The following is a 17,531-nucleotide window of genomic DNA, read 5'->3' as shown; positions in this document are numbered from 1 at the left end:
GATACGACGGCGAGGTTGGGCACATGGTGGCGCGGCGCGACGGTTTCGAGAATCAGCGCCTGTGCGTGGTGCCGCGCCCCTTGGTGGAGGCCGCCCTGCACAGCCCGCTCACCCGGCGTCTGGTGGTCACCGACGCCGGGTACTTCCCAAAAGCGAAGGATCACCTGCGGAATCGTCCCGTTGGGACGCCCGAGATGATCCTGATGTTGTGTATCCAAGGTGCGGGCTGGGTGAGCGCCGGCGATCAGCGGATCGACGTCACCCCGTCCACCTGCGTTGTCATTCCCACCCACATGGCCCACGAGTACGGCTCGTCAGAACGCCATCCATGGACGATTTGGTGGTGCCACTTGCGTGGGTCGGAGGTGCGCGAGGTACCCGACCTACTGGATGCCCAGGGGGCGGTGGCGAAGATCGTGCTGCGCTCCCTGGACCGCGCCACCGCCCTGCTGGACGAGATCGTCTCCATCCTGGAGCGCGGCCAGACGCCCAGCCACCTGACCGCGGCCAGCGGTGTGGCCTGGCACCTGCTGACGCAGCTCATCGTCGACCGGGCCCTGCCCGAGAACGGCACACCTCTGCAGCGGGCGATCCGCTATCTCGAGGAGCGCACCGACTCCACGATCGCCGTGCCGGAACTGGCCGCCCTGGTGGGTCTTTCCTCCTCCCACCTGAGCGCCCTGTTCCGGCAGGCGACCGGCGGCGGGGTCACCGCCTACCACCTGAGCCTGCGGATGGCCCGGGCCCGGGCCCTGCTGGACACCACGACCATGCCGATCGGAGAGGTGGCCCGGGCCGTGGGCTACCACGATCCGCTGTACTTCTCCCGGCAGTTCCACAAGCTGCACGGCGAGACCCCGACCAGTTACCGGGCCCTGCACAAGGGTTAGGACTTCACGCTTCCCGCGGTCAGACCCGCCCGCCAGAACCGCTGCAGCGAAAGGAAGGCCACCACCAGCGGGATCACCGACAGCAGCGAACCGGTGATGACGATGTTGTAGTTGGCCTCGCGGGTCTGGGTGTACCAGTTGTAGATGCCCAGGGTCACCGGGTACAGGTTCTGGTCGCTCAGCATGATCAACGGCAGGAAGAAGTTGTTCCAGATCGACACGAAGGTGAACAGGAACACCGTCACCAGCGCGGGCGACATCAGCCGCAGGGCGATGCTGAAGAAGATCCGGATCTCCCCCGCACCGTCGATCCGGGCCGCCTCGATCAGCTCGTCCGGCACCGCCGCAGCGGCGTAGACGCGTCCCAGATACACCGCGAACGGGTTCACCACGGCCGGGATCATCACGGCCCAGATGCTGTTGACCAGTCCCAGACGGGAGAACAGCAGGTACAGCGGCACCGTCAGCAGCGCACTGGGGATCAGCACCCCGGCCAGGATCCCGCCGAACAGCACGCCGCGCCCGCGGAAGTCGTACTTGGCGATGGCGTAACCGCAGGCCACCCCGAGCAGCGTCGCCAGGGCCCCGCCGATCCCGGCGTACAGCAGGGAGTTGCCCAGCCAGCGTACGAACAGGCCGTCCTGGCGGGTCAGCACGTCGCTGACGTTGTCGCTCAAACTCTGGCCGGAGAACCAGAAACCGTTGGAGCTGAACAGCGAGGTGTTGTCCTTGGTGGCCGAGACCAGCAGCCACCAGACCGGGATCAGGAAGTAGACCGCGGCCAGGGTGAGCACGCCCATCGTCAGCCAGGCGTTCTTCCGGCTGACCTGGAGCTCTTGGTGACGGTCGGTGGCGGCGGTCATTCCGCCCTCCTCATGGCGACGCGGTAGTAGACGAGAGACAGCAGGCCGGCGACCAGGGCCAGCAACACCGAGACGGCCGCCGCGTAGCCGTAGTCGTTCTTCACGAAGGCCGAGCCCATGGCCAGCATGGTCGGGGTGTAGCTGCTGTTGACCGAGTCGGCGATCACGCGCATCACCTGCGGCTCGTTGAACAGCTGGATGGTGCCGATGATCGAGTTGACGCCGGTCAGCACCAGGGCGGGGCGGATCTGCGGGGTCTTGACCGAGCGGGCGATGCGCACCTCGGAGGCGCCGTCGATCCGGGCCGCCTCCAGCTGGTCACGCGGGATCGCCTGCAGGGCCGAGAGCAGGATGAGCATGTTGTAGCCGGTGAACACCCAGGTGGTGATGTTGGCCATCGACCACAGCACCACGCTGGGCGCCAGGAAGTCGAGGTGCACACCGAGCGAGTTACCGGCGTCCACCAACGGGCTCAGCGAGGGCGAGTACAGGTAGGACCACAGCACCGCCGCGATCACACCGGGGATGGCGTAGGGCAGGAAGTAGATCACCCGGTACACGCTGACCCAGCGGTTGGCCAGCGAGTCCAGCAGCAGGGCCAGCCCCAGCGCGACTCCCAGCATCAGCGGGACCTGAACCACGCCGAACAGCAGGATCCGGCCCAGCGCACCCCAGAACTCGCCGCTGGTGAGGGCTTTGCTGTAGTTGTCGAAGCCGACGAAGACCGTCTCGGGTGCCTCGAAGCCGAGCGCGCTCGTCTTCAGGGAGAAGAAACTCTGCCCGGTCGCGTAGATCACCGGCGCCACGTAGACGAACAGGAACAGAAGGACGAAGGGCAGCGTCAGCGCCAGGATGGCGCCCCGGAACTGACGTGGCCCCCGCCGTCGGGCGGTGCGCGGGCTCTGGCCCCCGCGCACCGCCCTCGGGCGAGCGGTGGTTGCGGTCATGGATCAGTTGCCCGCGACCGTGATGCCGCGTTCGCTCATCGTGGCCACCGTGGACTCCTGCAGTGAGGTCATCACTTCGGGCAGCGTGCTCTTCTTGGTCGCGACCGAGGCCAGACCGTCGATGAGCTCGGTGTCGGTGGAGGAGTACGTCGGGCCCCAGGCCCACTGGGTGTTCACCTTCTGCGCGGCGTCGGCGAAGACGGTGGAGATGTTCTGGCCGCCGAAGAACTCGGGCTCCTGGTTGACCACGTCGTACTGCAGCGCCGCCTCGGCGGCCGGGAACAGGCCGCCCCCGTCGGAGGCCGCCAGGACGTTCATGCTGTCCTCGCTGCTGTTCAGCCAGTTGGCGAACTTGACCGCCTGCTCGGGGAACTTGCAGCCCTTGAGCACGGCCACGGCCGAACCACCGGAGTTGGCCGTGGTGTCCGAGCCGGCCACCGTGGGCATCGGGGCGACGGCCCACTTGCCGGAGGTGTCACCGACGTTCTGCTCGATCAGGGCCGAGTTCCAGGCGGCGCCGATCATCGACAGGTACTTGCCGTCGGCCAGCTGGCTGTAGAAGCCCGGGTCCCAGCGCTTGGTCGGGCTGATGTCGCCGGAGTCCAGCAGGCCCTGCCAGTAGGCGGCGGACGCCTGGCTGGCCTCGTCGTCGATCCCGACCTTCCAGCCGCCGTCCTGGATCGAGAACCAGGAGGCGCCGCGCTGCCAGGCGTAGGCGGCCACGGTGCTGGAGTCGTCGGTGGCCAGGTAGGTCAGGTAGGCGTCCGGGTCGGCCTCGCGGACCTTCTTGGCCGCGGCGGCGAACTCGTCCCAGGTGGTGGGGACCTCGATGTCGTACTTCTCGAACAGGTCCTTGCGGTAGAACAGGCCCATCGGGCCGGTGTCCTGCGGGATCGCGTAGGTCTTGCCGCCCGGGCTGACCTGGGACCAGGTCCAGTCCAGGTAGGAGTCCTTGATGTCACCGGTGTACGCGGTGACATCCATCAGCATGCCGTCGGCCACGAAGCTCGGCACCTGGTCGTAGGTGAGCTGCGCCAGGCAGCCGGCGTTGCCCGCCTGCACCGACGAACGGATCTTCGGGTAGGCCTCCTGGCCGTTGGCGACCGGCGTGTAGGTCACCTTCTCGTCCGGGTTGGCCTCGTTCCAGAGGGCGACCGCCTCCTCGGCCTTGGGCACCCAGCCCATGTAGCCCAGGTCCACCGGACCCGAGGGCGTCCCACTGTCACCGCTGTCACCACTGTCACCGCCGCCACAGGCGGCCAGCGCGATCATCACAACACCGGCTGCGGCCACGGTGCGTAGTGACTTCAGACCGTTCACGGATCTGTCTCCCTTACGTCGTTGTAGGGCCCCCGCCTCCCTGCCTGGAGCCGACGCTAGTGGCCGGACCAGCCTTCGGTTTATAGGAAATTGCCGGGCCGACATGGAGGATCTGATGATCTCGGGAAGGGCCATCGCACAGGCCCAGGCCGGTCGGTTGTCCCGGCGAGCTCGATGTGGGTCCTGATTAAGGACAAAACTACGGCTGTCCCGGCCACGAACAGCAGGACCGCCCGGGGCGTGAAGCCCCGGGCGGTCCGGTTCATACCTTCGCCAGCCAGGAGCCCGTCAGGAGCGGGTCAGCGAGAGCCCATCGACGGCGAGCGTCCCTCCTGCGGACGAACTGCCTTCCACCGACACCGTGACCACGCCGGCGGGCAGCTTGACCTTGGTCTTGCTCACCGCAGACCAGGCCGACCCCACGCCGCCGAGATCCAGCGACGTCACCCGACCACGGGCGTCCTTCATCGTGATCTTGGCCGACTGCAGCCCCGGCGTCGTCCTGGCCAGCAGGGAGAGCGTGTACGTGCCGGCAGGCACCTCGTTCTGCTGTGAGATCGAGCCGGCGAAGCCCGCCGGGTTCCCCAGAGCGGCAGCGAAACGGCTGCTGTTGGCCCCCGGGGTGGGGTTGGAGACGAAGTCGGTGGACGGGGACCCCTCCGCGACCGTCGTCGTCCAGCCCGTCACCTGTTTGACCGCGACCCGGTCGGCCGCGAACTCAGGGTTCAGGATGTAGTTGTTGCCCTTACCCACGCTCCACTTCCCGCTCTTGGCATCCAGTTTCCACGAGCTGAGGGAGTGGAACACCGGGTCGCCACCGTCGAAGCTCAGCGGCATCCACTGGTTGTACCCGATGCCGTTCCAGGCGAAGTCGGCCCAGCGGTCTCCCGCGAAAACGACCGTGCTCTGCTTCTTTCCATGCACCGTGAAGAAGAACCCGGTCTGGGTGACGTGGCTGTAGTCCTTCTCGGTGCCCTTCATCACGAACTCCTGGCCGTAGGAGCCCTGAATGTCGGCGCTGTCGGACTTGATGACGTGGGTGACCGAGGTGTTCCAGCCATGCAGGTCCGAACTGGCGATGTAGTAGCGGCCGTTGGCCTTGAACATCGCGTTGCCCTCGCGCCCGGCGGGGTTGACCGCGACCCGGACCGCCGGTTCCACGATCGGCGAGTCGGAGGGGTCGATCCGGGCGACATAGGTGTTGGCCCGGCCGCTCTGGTTGCTGAAGACCAGGTAGTCCTGGCCGTCGTCGTCGGTGAAGACCGTCTGGTCGCCGGTGCCCTGATAGAGGACGCCCGGGATCTGCGTCTGCACGTTGGCGTAGGTGAAGTCGCCGGCGGGAGTGTCGCTCTCCAGGAACAGGACGCTGTGGTTGGTCTTGACGTTCTTGTCGAAGCCGGTCTCCATCTGGGTGACCAGCACGTACTTCCCGGTCTGCTCGTTACGCACCACCCCCATCCGTCCGACCCAGCTGGCGTCGGCCAGTGACGTCATCCGGGAGAAGGCATCACCGATGACATCTTTGGACGTCGGTATGTCCAGGGCCGTGGCCCGGGTCGCCACGCGGTTGCGGAACGTCCAGTTGACCGCATCCTTGGAGGAGTAGACGTCGATCGATTCAAAGGTTGCCGTGGAATAAGCCTTTGAGGGAGACGCAGCGTACGGTTCGGCCTCCTGGTAGTGAACGCCGTACCAGTAGTAGGTGTCGCCGAACCTGAACACTCCCCCGCCCTGCGAGGCGATCAGGTTGCCGGAGGTGTCCTTCCAGAACGAGTCATTCGTGATCTCCTGGGACTTCCCCGCAGCCTTCACCGGGCCGGCCGGGTGAGCCAGGTCAGCCGGGGCGGCCACCGATGGGCTGATCCCCGCGAGCCCCACGAGAAGGCCCGCGGCGACGGCCGCGAGGGCTCCGCGCCGCAGGACAGAGGTGACGCCGAACATGCAGATCCTCCTAGCCACCGGACTCCGTCATCCAGTGTTCACGCAGGACCCTAGGACTCATGTTTCTGCGGCCGAATGGACTCAGCAATGGACTATCTGGACAATCCGCTGCTCCCGGCGCGTTCGCCTGTGCGGGTAGTCCGCTTCTACGCCGCTCTGCGCGAGCTGCCAGATCCGGTGGCAGCGCCTGCTGATGCCGCACTGATGAACGCGGTGTGGGATCTGGGCACACGGGCCGCGTGCAAGCCTTTGTGCACTATGTGCCTGGTAGTGGCCGCCGACTCTACCGCCAACAGCGCACCTGTGGGACGGTTCTCAGTTACAAGTGACCCGAACCTAACTGCAACCAATGGATGTTTGCTGCTGGCAAACGTCCTGAGTTCCACTCGCGGACAGCCAACCTGAGACGGGTCACGGAACACCCTTCTTCCGTTTCGGCGCACGCAGCGGGCGTATCCCTCAGCAGACAGCCAGGAAGACGACGCAAGGTCACGAGGTAGCGAAGGCCTCTTGCATGATGATCACGCCCGCGCCATCCCCTGCACGTATCCCAGCTCGCTGGAGCTCGCTCCCCACCTCCCGAAGTACATATGTGCACTCCGGAAGCAAGCCGGTTCGGTTCTGCTGAGCGGCGTTCTGCTCTAGGGTCTGCCCGGTCGTTGCCTGACTCCCGGGGGTAGTCGAAAGCGATACCTGCAGCTCCTGCGTGACCGGCGCGTCCTGGCGCTCTGGCTCGGCGAGCTCATCAGCGTCTTCGGAGACCGGTTCTTCACCCTGGCTCTCGCCTGAACGGTATGGGAGAAATCCGGCGCGCTCGCCCTGGGCATCGTGGTCATCGCCGAGGCGGTCCCGCACATCCTGATCGGACTGTTCGGCCGCAAGCTGGTCGCACGGGTGGCCTCGTTCCGCGCCCTGGCCGGGATCGAGGCCGCGCAGATCCCGGTGATCGCCGCGATCCCCTGGCTGTGGGACAGCCTGGGCCTCGCCGGGATCATCGTCGTCATCGTGATCATCGGGACCGCGGATTCACTGAGCGACCCGGCCCGGGCCTCGCTGGTTCCCGAACTGGTGCCCGCCGAGCAGTTGCGGGCCGTCACCGGGCTAATGGACGTGACCGGCCGATTGACGTGGATTCTCGGCCCTGGTGCAGCCGCGGCGCTGCTGGCCGTGGTCTCGACCGATGCGTTGTTCCTGATCGACGCTGCGACCTTTGCCGTGTCCGCGCTGGTGCTGCTCTGGCTGGCCCGGCGCGCACCCGAGACCGTCGTGAAACCGGATACCCCCGAGGCAAGCACCGAGGGCCGTGCCGCTGAGGCGGCCCCGACCGCCCGCACTGTCGCACGCCGGTACCCGGTACTGGCGTGGGCGGTGGCCGTCGACAGCCTGGGCCAGGCGTTCTACGGCGTGATCTCGGTCGGGGTGCCTGTCCTGCTGACGGTGCAACTCGGCCTGGGCGTACAGGCGTTCGGGGTGGTCCTGATGGCCTCCGGCCTCGGCGCCGTCCTGGGAAACCTCGCTGTCGGCAACACTCCCGCCCCAGCACCAGGGCGCTGGCTGACGGTTCTCTGCGCAGCCTGGATCGCCCGCGGCATCGTCCTGGTCGGTTTCGCGTTCGCCGGATCACTGGCCGAGCTGCTGATCCTGTCGGCCGTGGCTTCGGCCCTGATGCCGCTGGGCGACGTCACGCTGGGCACGCAGCTCGGGCAGCTTCCGGGCCCGGACCGCCTGAGGGCGATGACGGTCTACACAGCGGGCCTGGACATCGGGTGCATGGTGAGCATGGCGGCCCTACCGCTGCTGGTCTCAGCCTCAGTCGGTGCCGCGTTCACGACGGCGGGCCTGGTGGTCGCTGCAGCAGCCGGGGCCCTGCTGGTCCTGACGGCGAGCACGCAGAAGCAGCACGGTGTGCCCGGAGGGCTCGCGGACGTGCCGCACCCGCTCCAGAACGAGACCGGCCTCGACGAGCAGCCCCGACCAGGCCGTGAGGGAGTGGGCGTAGTAGATCACCGGTAGCCGCTGCCCCTGGGACGAGGCGTAGACGGCCGATCAGAGGTATTCGCTTGCCCTCATAAGTTTATCGGCGGCCGCCTCGAGGCGCCGAGCATCCAAGACTTCGGCGGCGTTCGACAGTTGGCGAGCGGTCTCACTCAAGTTTGTTGAACTGAAGATCTCAGCGGCCTCCATCAGCCGCGATGCAGTGCTTCCATCCAATGAAGGCGTTTCCCGCAGCACATCCACGATTTGTTTCAGTTCTTGAGCGGTGCCCTCAGTGACTGTTCCAGTCTTCTCGAGACGTTCCGCAATAGCCTCCAGCCTCTCCAAAGGAGGGGTGAAGACGCTTGCCAGCAGCTCGTCCAAGTCGTCTTCTCTTAGAGTTCCCAAGGCCGCCAGAGGTTTCGCGTTAGATCCTTCATGAGCTTTCTTCCAAGAGAAAAGCATGGCTGGGGGATAAAGCTGTTCCCCGGTCTTACGATCATCGACCTCACCATGATGTGGCAAACAGAGCAGGAGTAGGTTGGCGAACGAATCACGCTGACTGTCCGACAAGTCTTTCCGGAAACGAGGAGCCGTTGGCCTGACCCCATAGATGTGCGAGACTTGAGCATTCTTCCGGTACACAGATTCCCGCACCTCAGTCATGACGGGCGCACTGCAACCGGGCGCATAGCACGTACCGTTACTAAGCACCCATAGCGCCGCCTCGGTAGCAGCAGGAATGTTTTTCCGTTGACCGGGCATAAATTCTCCTTGATGACCGAGCCCAAGATCTAGACAGTCGAATGGTCGGCGCGCAGACCGTCAGCGCACACCGTGTAACTGTCTTCCGGACGCATTAGTTTTCGCACAGCCGTGTCACGACTGGCGCCGGGAGGGTTTTAAATATCGGGACCCCATGCTAAGGATCGACGCGGCTCCACATGTTGTCGGATCCCGCAGGCCTTTGGTCCGGGAAATCACTCGGAATGTCAGCCCCGCTACAACTCACCTGATTGTCTCGCGGCCGGGTCACCCGCTTCAACCAATCCATGGGTCTATGGTCCACATGAGCCAACCACACGACGCAACGGTGGGGGCATGGTGCGTACTCATTGTGGGACCGCGTCCGCCAACCTCTCCGAGCCCCCACCCCGCCGTGAGATGTCCTTGACGTCCTGTTCACCACAGCAACACGGCTCGCAACACACGGTTGCAACGATCAGCCGGTGCCTGATCCGAACGCTCCTGCCCCCACCGGCCGGCCACCGAGCCGCACGCAGTGCTCGTACTGCGGGGTGGGCTGCGGGGTCGTCGTGCAGACCGGGGTGCGACCGGACGGGCGGCCGGTGATCACCAAGGTCAGCGGGGACAAGGCGCACCCAGCCAACGCGGGACGGCTGTGCACGAAGGGGGCCACGCACGCGGACCTGATGAAGGCCGACGACGACCGGGCGGTCACGGCCTACCGTCGCACGTCGCGGGAGGCGCCGCTGGAGCCGGTTGACGTCGACGAGGCCGTGCAGGCGGCGGCCGACGGCCTGCGGCGGATCGTCCAGGAGCACGGGCCGGACGCGGTGGCCCTGTACGTGTCGGGGCAGATGTCGATCGAGGCCCAGTACCTGGCGAACAAGCTGGCCAAGGGCTTCCTGCGTACCGTGCACATCGAGTCCAACTCCCGCCTGTGCATGGCCAGCGCGGGCACCGGGTACAAGCAGAGCCTGGGCGCGGACGGCCCGCCTGGCTCGTACGACGACTTCGACCACGCCGACCTGTTCCTGGTCATTGGCTCGAACATGGCCGACTGCCATCCGATCCTGTTCCTGCGGATGGCCAACCGGCTGAAGGCGGGAGGGCGCCTGATCGTGGTCGACCCGCGCCGCACCGCCACCGCCGAGCGCGCCGACCTGTTCCTGCAGATCACCCCGGGCACGGACCTGGCCCTGCTGAACGGCCTGCTGCACCTGCTGGTCCTGGCAGGCCAGATCGACGAGGCGTTCATCGCCGAGCACACCCAGGGCTGGGAGGGGATGCCGCAGTTCCTGGCCGACTACCCGCCGCAGCGGGTCAGCGAGATCACCGGTATCCCCGAGGCCGACCTGCGCACGGCGGCCGCGTGGATCGGTGAGGCCGGTGAGTGGATGACCTGCTGGACGATGGGCCTGAACCAGAGCACCCACGGCACCTGGAACACCAACGCGATCTGCAACCTGCACCTGGCCACCGGGGCGATCGGCCGGCCCGGCAGCGGGCCGATGTCGCTGACCGGCCAGCCCAACGCGATGGGCGGCCGGGAGATGGGTTACATGGGCCCGGGCCTGCCCGGGCAGCGCTCGGTGCTCTCCGCTGCCGACCGGACGTTCGTCGAGGAGCAGTGGGGACTCGAAGCCGGGACGATTCGCACCGAGGTCGGGCCGGGCACGGTCGAGTTGTTCCGGCAGCTCGGCGAGGGAACGATCAAGGCCTGCTGGATCATCTGCACCAACCCGGTCGCGAGCATGGCCAACCGCAGCACCGTGATCACCGGGCTCGAGGCCGCCGAGCTGGTCATCACCCAGGACACCTACCGGGCCACGGCGACCAACGACTACGCCGACATCGTCCTGCCGGCCACGCTGTGGGCCGAGTCCGACGCCGTCATGGTCAACTCCGAGCGCAACCTGACCCTGCTGTCGTCGTCGGTTCCGCCGGCCGGCGCCTCCCGTCCCGACTGGCAGCTGATCGCCCAGGTGGCGAGCGCGCTCGGCTTCGGTGAGCAGTTCAGCTACGCCTCCAGCGAGGAGGTCTTCGACGAGATCCGCCGGTTCTCGAACCCGAACACCGGCTACGACCTGCGCGGGGTGACGTACGAACGGCTGCGGGAGTCTCCGGTGCAGTGGCCCTGCCCGCCGGAAGGTCCGGCCCGCAACCCGATCCGCTACCTCAACGACGGCGTCAGCCAGACCCTGCACGTCAGCCCGGACGGCGTCGCCCCGCGCCTGGCGTTCGCGACCCCCTCGCGCCGGGCCGTGTTCCACGCCCGGCCCCACATGCCCGCCAAGGAGATGCCGGACGACGACTTCCCGCTGGTGCTGACCACGGGACGCCTTCAGCACCAGTGGCACACGATGACCAAGACCGGGAAGGTGGCCAAGCTCAACAAGCTCAACCCCGGCCCGTTCGTGGAGATCCACCCCGACGACGCCTCCCGGCTCGGCATCGCCGACGGTGATCAGGTGGAGGTCGCCTCCCGGCGGGGCCGAGCGGTCCTGCCGGCCGTAGTCAACGATCGGATCCGCCCCGGCTGCTGTTTCGTGCCGTTCCACTGGAACGACGAGCACGGCGAGTACCTGGCCATCAACGCCGTCACCAACGACGCCGTCGACCCCGACTCCCTGCAACCGGAGTTCAAGGCCTGCGCCGTCGCCCTCACCCGGATCCCCACCACCCCCGCGCCCGCACCAACCGTGGAGCCCGAAACCCATCCCCTGGCTGCCGCACTGGGACTCACCACACTGACCCCGCCGCAACTGAGCGACCGGGAGCAGCTCTACCTGAGCGGCTTCCTGACTGCCCTGACGCCAGCTGCGGTCGCCGAGCGGGTTCCCGTTCTGCCCGACGGCGCGCCCCTGAGCCAGCCGGTGCGCCTGTGGGTCGACGGCCTGCTCGCGGGCACCTACTCCCGACTGCCCGACCCACGCCCGGCCCACACCGAAGCCGTCCCCGAAAGCGTGCCCACAAGCGTCCTCAAAACCACTGTTGAGGCCAATCCGGCTGCGGCCACGATTCTCTGGGCCTCGCAGACCGGGAACGCGGAGGACTTCGCCGCGCGGGCAGCCGAGCAGTTCGCCACCCGCACCCTTTCCACCCGTGTGATCGAGATGGATTCCGTTGACGTCGCGACTCTTTCGTCAAGCGGGACGCTACTGCTGGTGACCAGCACCTTCGGCGACGGCGGCCCGCCCGACAACGGCGCCGGCCTGTGGAGCGCCCTGGCCGCCGCGGACGCCCCTCGCCTCGACGGCGTCCGCTACTCCGTGCTCGGGATGGGCGACTCGGCCTACGACAACTTCTGCGGCCACGCCAAGGCCCTCGACGCACGCCTGAGCGAGCTCGGCGCGGTCCGGATCGCCGAGCGCGTGGACTGCGAACCCGACGACGAGGAACAGGCAGAAGCCTGGCTGGATCGCGTCATCGACCTTCTCGCCGCCCGGCCGAACACCAGCCCAGCGCGGACCGAACCGCGCACCGCGCCGTCACCCACCCGCTCCCCCGGGGCGCTGGGAACCCGGGCCAATCCCGCCATCGCCCACCTCGTGACCAACGACGTCCTGTCCGGGCCCGGCTCCGGTAAGGAGGTGCGCCGGATCGGCCTCGCCCTGACCGACGAGAGCGTGACCTACCGGGCCGGGGACGCCCTCGGCGTGCTCCCGACCAACCACGCCGAGCACGTCCACGACTGGCTGCAGGCCACCGGCCTCGACGGCAACCACACCATCGAGGTCGACGGCCAGCATGTGCGACTGTTCGAGGCCCTGCAGACCTCGTTCGACATCAGCCGGATCAACCGGGAACTGCTGCAGTTCGTCGCCGGGCACAACAGCGACCCAGCCCTGGCCCACCTGCTACGCAGGGACAACAAGGAACAGCTGGAACGCTGGCTGTGGGGCCGGCACGCCGTGGACCTGTTGCGGCACTTCCCGGTTCAGCGGCCCATGACAGACTGGCTCGGCGTCCTGCGGCGCCTTCAGCCCCGGCAGTACTCGATCTCCTCGACCCCGCTGCACGACCCCCACCGCGTCGAGCTGACCGTCTCCGTCGTCCGGTACACCAACGAGGCGGACGAGGCGCGCGGCGGGGTCTGCTCGACCTACCTGGCCGACCGGGCGGGCGACGAGCCCGTCCCCGTGTACGTGCAGGCCGCACCCGGCTTCCGCCCGCCCACGGCCTCGTCCACGCCGATGATCATGGTCGGGCCAGGGACGGGTATCGCGCCCTTCCGCGCCTTCCTGCACGAACGCCGGGAGCTCGGCCACACCGGCCGCAACTGGCTGTTCTTCGGCGACCAGCACCGCGACAGCGATTTCTACTACCGCGACGAGCTGCAGCAGATGTTCAGCGACGGCTTCCTCACCCGCCTCGACCTGGCCTTCTCCCGGGACCAGCGCCAGCGCATCTACGTTCAGCAGCGCATGCAGGAACACGGTGCCCAGCTGTGGAAGTGGCTCGAGGACGGCGCCCACTTCTACGTCTGCGGTGACGCCACCCGGATGGCCCGTGATGTCGACCAGAGCCTGCTCGAGATCATCCGTGGGCACGGCGGTCTGAGCGAGGACGAGGCGCAGGAGTACCGCAAGAAGATGATCACGGAACGTCGGTACGCCCGGGACGTCTACTGAGAGCGGGCCGAACAGCACTCGACGCGCCCTGGAGGGGGCAGCGTGAGCCGGTCAGCTGAGCGCGGCCGCGATCGCCTCGGCAGGAGTCACGGTCGCCCGTCCGATCAGCTTTCTCAGGTCTGAGGATTCGGTGTACAGCTCGTCGTGGCTCATGGCGCGGTCGGCGTCGGACAGGACGCCGGCCAGATCGGCGGGCATGCCCGCCTCGGTCAGCGCCCGGGCGAACGCCTCGACCGGGAGATCGGTGTACTCGATCTGCTTCCCGGCAGCGGCCGAGATCGCCGCAGCCAGCTCCGTCAGGGTGAAGGCCTCGTCCCCGCCCAGCTCGTACGTCTGGCCGACGTGGCCGTCGGTGCTCAGCACGGTGGCGGCGGCCTCGGCGTAGTCGGCTCGGGTGGCGGCGCTGATCCGGCCTTGGCCGGCGGCCCCCAGGAGCACTCCCCCGGAGAGCACCTGGGGCAGCTGGACGGTGTAGTTCTCCAGATACCAGCTGTTGCGCAGCATCACATAGGGGATGCGCTCGTGCAGGTACTGTTCCGTCGCCCAGTGGGTGGGAGCGAGAATGGTGGTGGATGAGTCCGCGTGCAACATGCTGGTGAACGCGACCATGGACACGCCCGCCGCGACCGCGGCGTCGATGGCGCGCCGGTGGTTGGCGACGCGCTCGCTCGGGGTCGTGGTGGAGATCAGCAGGAGCTTGTCCGCACCCTCGAAGGCCGCGGGCAGGCTGTCGGGCTCGGCGAAGTCGGCCCGGCGGACCTGAACCCCGCGATCGGCGAAGTCCTTGATCCGGGTGATGTCACGACTGGTCGTAACGATGTCGGCGGCCGGCACCCCACGGCTCAGCAACGCCTCGACGGTGAGCCGGCCCAGGTTGCCCGAAGCGGCAGTGACCACGATCGACATGATGATTGTCCTTTCCGCCGCGGACGTTCCCCGGCGCAAACCCCACGATGACCTGGTCGCTCTCTTTTGGTAAGAACGAACTTCGAGGTAAGGTGGCCACCCGGGCGAAAGGATCGAGGTGAGGCGTGTGATGAGTACCGAGAACGTGAGCGAGCGCACATCGTCCTGGGATCCGTACGCCCGTGGCTGCCCCTCGCGCGACCTGCTCGACCAGATCGGCAGCAAGTGGGCCGTCCTCGTGCTGGGTGAGCTCGGCCGGCGCGGGGCGTGCCGGTTCACGCAGCTACGTCAGGAGCTCGAGGGCATCAGCGAGAAGATGCTCACGCAGACGCTGCGCACGCTCGAGCGCGACGGACTCCTCGTGCGTACCGTGTACCCGGAGGCGCCGATCCGCGTGGAGTACGAGCTGACACCACTGGGCCAGACTCTTCGAGGTCCCCTGAAGGCCCTCACCGAGTGGTCGGTGCAGCACATCGAGGACGTGGTCGACGCCCGTGAGGCGTACGACGACCGCACCGGAAAACGCTGAGCTGTCAGGCTGATCGAAGGACAGGAGGAAACGCCTCCTGCATGAGGCGTTTCCTCAGAGGGTGGCCTCGCTGTCCGCGGTGTCCAGGTCGACGATGCGGTTGGCCAGGCGGCTGGGCTGCATCACGGTGACGATCAGCATGGCCGTGAAGAAGACCGCTGCGACCAGCCACCAGGGCGAGCTCAGGAACGCCATGGCGACGTAGACGAGAATGAACAGGGCGAAAACGGCCAGCGAGCCGGTGCGTTGGCCCTCGAGCTCACTGAGCTGGTGCCGGGCCACCCGAAGGGCGGCCTGACGGATACGGGGATCGGCCGGAACGGGTCCCCGGCGGGCGGCGCGGACGGCCTGGCGCAGCTCCGCGGGATCGTCCAGCCCGGCTGCACCGATCAGGGCCGCGTTCTTGTTCGCGATGAAGTGGCTCATGAAGAAGCCGAAGAACACGCCGCCGACCACACCCCCGACCACGGCACCGACGAAACGGCCCGCGCCCTCCCCGGAACCGCTGGAGAAGAAGGCGGCGAAGACGGCCATGAAGGTCCCGAAGAGGGTCCCCTGAAACAGGCCGAGCTTCCAGCGGGGTGCTCCGACGAGCCATGTGCGCATGCTCAAGATCTTCTAGGGCGTGGCGTAATGTCGCATTTCCAGGTTCGCGCGCAGGGTGTCACCGGCGTACTCCGCCGGATACACGCCGCGTTCCTGCAGTGCGGGGACCAGGCGCTCCACCACGTCGTCGAAACCGTGCGGCACACCGTTCGCGACCAGGTTCAGACCGTCGATCGCCCCGGAGCGCACGTAGTGCGCCAGGCGGTCGGCCACCTCTCCGGGCGTGCCGACGAAACCACCGCCCCGGTTCAGGTGCAGCACCAGCTGACGGATCGACCACCCCTTGCCCTCGGCCAGATCCCGCCAGGCCCGGGCGGTGGCCACCGGCCGGTCGCTGCTGTTGACCACCCCGTGCGTCACCGTCTGCTCCGGCGTCACCGGATCGGTCGCCGGTAGCGGGCCGTCCACGTCGTAGGCGGACAGGTCTGTGCCCCAGACACTTTCCAGAACGGCCAGGATGCGCCGGTCGCTCCAGGTACTGCGCTCGAACTCGTCGCTGCGTTCCTGGGCGTCCTGCGCGGTCTCGCCCAGGGTGATCCGCGCGCCCGGGAAGATGCGCAGGTGCTCGCGGGTCCGGCCCTGGGCCTGGACCCTGCGGGTGAGGTCCTGGGCGAAGGCCAGGGCGGAGTCGAAGTCGAGGTAGCGGGAGAAGATGGCCTCGGCGTGCTGGGCCGCGAAGTCGCGGCCCTCGTCGGACTCGCCGGCCTGGAACAGCACCGGCTGCTGCTGCGGGTGCCGTTCAGCGAAGGGCCCGGCCGTGATCCGGTAGAAGGGGCCCTCGTGCTCGACCCGCTCCCCCGCCCACAGCCCCTGCACGATCTGCAGGTACTCCAGGGCGTGCCGGTAACGGTCGGCGTGGCCGAGATAGCCTCCGCGGCGGAAGTTCTCGCCGGTCCAAGCATTGTGGGTGGTCACCAGGTTCCAGCCCGACCGCCCGTGGCTGAGGGTCTCGAGGGTGGCGATGCGGCGGGCCAGTTCGACCGGGTCGGTGTAGGTGGCGTTGACCGTGGCGACCAGCCCGATCCGGCTGGTCAGGGCGGCCAGGTGAGCGAACAGGACCAGCTGGTCGGGGCGTCCGGTGACCGCCGTGTCGGTGATCCGGCCCAGATGCTCGCGCAGCCGCTGGCTGTCCCCCAGGAACACGGCGGTGAACAGCCCGCGTTCGGCGGTCTGCGCCAGCTGGGCGAACCCTTCGAACTCGTAGTAGCGCTCGGGCCGGTCCACTTCGTTCCACCGGTAGATCGGGCCGAACGGGAAGAACGCGTTGAGATGGATACGTGCTTGAGGACGTGCGTACTCGCCCATCGGGTCACCTCTCCTTTCGGTTCTGGCTGGCCGGGCGCGGTAGTCCGAGCTTCTGGCGCAGAGTTTCCGCGGCCACAGGAACACCGGGGCGTCCCAGTTCCCGTAGGACGTTCTCGCCGAACACGTTGCGGGGATCGTCGGCTCGCACCAGCACGCCGTCGACGTGACCGTCCAGGGTTCGGATGTCGTTCACGTCACTGGTTTCCGCAAAGACTCGAGACGTCGTCCGATCTGCCTGTTCGAGCGTCTCGACCAGAACAACGTCCACGTCTGGGATCTGGTCCTTGTGCCGGGCCAGCACGACGACCTGCCCCTGCACCGGCCGGGGCATCAGCGCCGGACCCCGGATCCGGAAGAACTCGTTCTCGACGTCGACGTAGTGGATCTTCCCGGCGTCCAGGAAGCGTCCCGTGTCCAGGTCGGCGATCAGGGCCTCGTCCTCCCACGAGTCCCACAACCGCCGCGCCGTCTGCACGACGGCCTCACTCTCCCGCTGGGCGGTGTCCGGATCGGGCACGCTCGTTGAATAGGCCTGGCTGCGCTGGGAAGTGCGGTCCGTGCTCACGAACCAGCCGGCCCGCCCGTGCGTTCCCCAGTCCAGGCTGGCGAACTGGTTGGCCAGGTGGAACGGCTCGGCATGGGTCGCCGCGGCGCCGGCCACCAGGGCGATCGAGCGGGTGTGGGCGGCGGCGAAGGCCGCCGCCTCGATCGGGCTGAGCGGTGCGCCGGCGTCCTCGAACAGCACGAAGTCCAGGCCGGCCTGCTCGGCGAAGCGGACCTGCTCGATCAGCAGATCCGGATCGGACGGTGCGACGGTGACGCCGAGAAGCATTTTCCGATCGACCATCTCAGTCCTCTCCCCCTGCACGCCG

General features: G+C 67.6%; 13 protein-coding genes. 4 read left to right on the top strand and 9 right to left on the bottom strand.

Translation table 11 applies throughout. The annotated features are described in order from the left end of the window. The first annotated feature begins 23 nt into the window (after window positions 1-23). The gene (locus LWF15_RS08535) at window positions 24-890 is read left to right on the top strand and encodes an AraC family transcriptional regulator (protein WP_232809859.1); all 867 of its coding nucleotides are present in this window, start codon (window positions 24-26) and stop codon (window positions 888-890) included. Here LWF15_RS08535 and LWF15_RS08530 read toward each other — a convergent pair. The 4 genes from LWF15_RS08530 to LWF15_RS08515 all read right to left on the bottom strand — a co-directional run bounded on the left by LWF15_RS08530 (window position 887) and on the right by LWF15_RS08515 (window position 5,961). Further along, window positions 887-1,753, bottom strand: a complete 867-nt coding sequence (locus LWF15_RS08530) for a carbohydrate ABC transporter permease (RefSeq protein ID WP_232809858.1) — start codon at window positions 1,751-1,753, stop codon at window positions 887-889. The two genes, LWF15_RS08535 and LWF15_RS08530, sit on opposite strands and share 4 nt — an antisense overlap. After that, window positions 1,750-2,700 (bottom strand): carbohydrate ABC transporter permease, encoded by a 951-nt coding sequence (locus tag LWF15_RS08525; RefSeq protein ID WP_232809857.1) that lies wholly within the window; start codon window positions 2,698-2,700, stop codon window positions 1,750-1,752. Before LWF15_RS08525 ends, LWF15_RS08530 begins: the two co-directional genes overlap by 4 nt. Before the next feature lie 3 nt (window positions 2,701-2,703). Beyond that, entirely contained in the window at window positions 2,704-4,020 is a 1,317-nt protein-coding gene (locus LWF15_RS08520; protein ID WP_232809856.1) for an ABC transporter substrate-binding protein, read from the bottom strand. Between the two features lie 288 nt (window positions 4,021-4,308). Continuing rightward, the gene (locus LWF15_RS08515; protein ID WP_232809855.1) at window positions 4,309-5,961 is read right to left on the bottom strand and encodes a family 43 glycosylhydrolase; all 1,653 of its coding nucleotides are present in this window, start codon (window positions 5,959-5,961) and stop codon (window positions 4,309-4,311) included. 828 nt (window positions 5,962-6,789) lie between these two features. On the opposite strand from LWF15_RS08515, the gene LWF15_RS08510 reads away from it, so the two are divergent. Next, window positions 6,790-7,974, top strand: coding sequence for an MFS transporter (locus tag LWF15_RS08510; protein ID WP_232809854.1), 1,185 nt, complete (start codon window positions 6,790-6,792; stop codon window positions 7,972-7,974). A gap of 33 nt (window positions 7,975-8,007) precedes the next feature. Here the strand turns inward: LWF15_RS08510 and LWF15_RS08505 are convergent, their stop codons facing one another. Continuing rightward, entirely contained in the window at window positions 8,008-8,601 is a 594-nt protein-coding gene (locus tag LWF15_RS08505) for a hypothetical protein (RefSeq protein ID WP_232809853.1), read from the bottom strand. 563 nt (window positions 8,602-9,164) lie between these two features. Here LWF15_RS08505 and LWF15_RS08500 point away from each other — a divergent pair. Next, complete coding sequence (locus tag LWF15_RS08500) at window positions 9,165-13,313, top strand: bifunctional nitrate reductase/sulfite reductase flavoprotein subunit alpha (protein WP_232809852.1); 4,149 nt, start codon at window positions 9,165-9,167, stop codon at window positions 13,311-13,313. Window positions 13,314-13,364: 51 nt separating this feature from the next. Here the strand turns inward: LWF15_RS08500 and LWF15_RS08495 are convergent, their stop codons facing one another. Further along, entirely contained in the window at window positions 13,365-14,219 is an 855-nt protein-coding gene (locus tag LWF15_RS08495; protein WP_232809851.1) for an SDR family oxidoreductase, read from the bottom strand. Between the two features lie 130 nt (window positions 14,220-14,349). Here LWF15_RS08495 and LWF15_RS08490 point away from each other — a divergent pair, with 130 nt between their 5' ends. Beyond that, window positions 14,350-14,748 carry a winged helix-turn-helix transcriptional regulator gene (locus LWF15_RS08490; protein ID WP_232809850.1) on the top strand — a complete coding sequence of 133 codons (399 nt, stop codon included), beginning with the start codon at window positions 14,350-14,352 and terminating at the stop codon, window positions 14,746-14,748. Window positions 14,749-14,802: 54 nt separating this feature from the next. Here LWF15_RS08490 and LWF15_RS08485 read toward each other — a convergent pair whose 3' ends face one another. The 3 genes from LWF15_RS08485 to LWF15_RS08475 are packed head-to-tail and all read right to left on the bottom strand — an operon-like array spanning window position 14,803 to window position 17,506. Further along, a complete protein-coding gene (locus LWF15_RS08485; RefSeq protein WP_232809849.1) occupies window positions 14,803-15,354 on the bottom strand; it encodes a hypothetical protein in 552 nt (183 codons plus the stop codon). 12 nt (window positions 15,355-15,366) lie between these two features. Continuing rightward, window positions 15,367-16,659 (bottom strand): NtaA/DmoA family FMN-dependent monooxygenase, encoded by a 1,293-nt coding sequence (locus LWF15_RS08480; protein ID WP_232809848.1) that lies wholly within the window; start codon window positions 16,657-16,659, stop codon window positions 15,367-15,369. Window positions 16,660-16,663: 4 nt separating this feature from the next. Next, entirely contained in the window at window positions 16,664-17,506 is an 843-nt protein-coding gene (locus LWF15_RS08475) for an LLM class flavin-dependent oxidoreductase (protein ID WP_232809847.1), read from the bottom strand. Between the last annotated feature and the right edge of the window lie 25 nt (window positions 17,507-17,531).

The sequence above is a fragment of the Kineosporia rhizophila genome, assembly GCF_021277265.1.
GTDB classification, from domain to species: domain Bacteria; phylum Actinomycetota; class Actinomycetes; order Actinomycetales; family Kineosporiaceae; genus Kineosporia; species Kineosporia rhizophila.
This window is presented reverse-complemented; position numbering and strand designations above follow the sequence as displayed.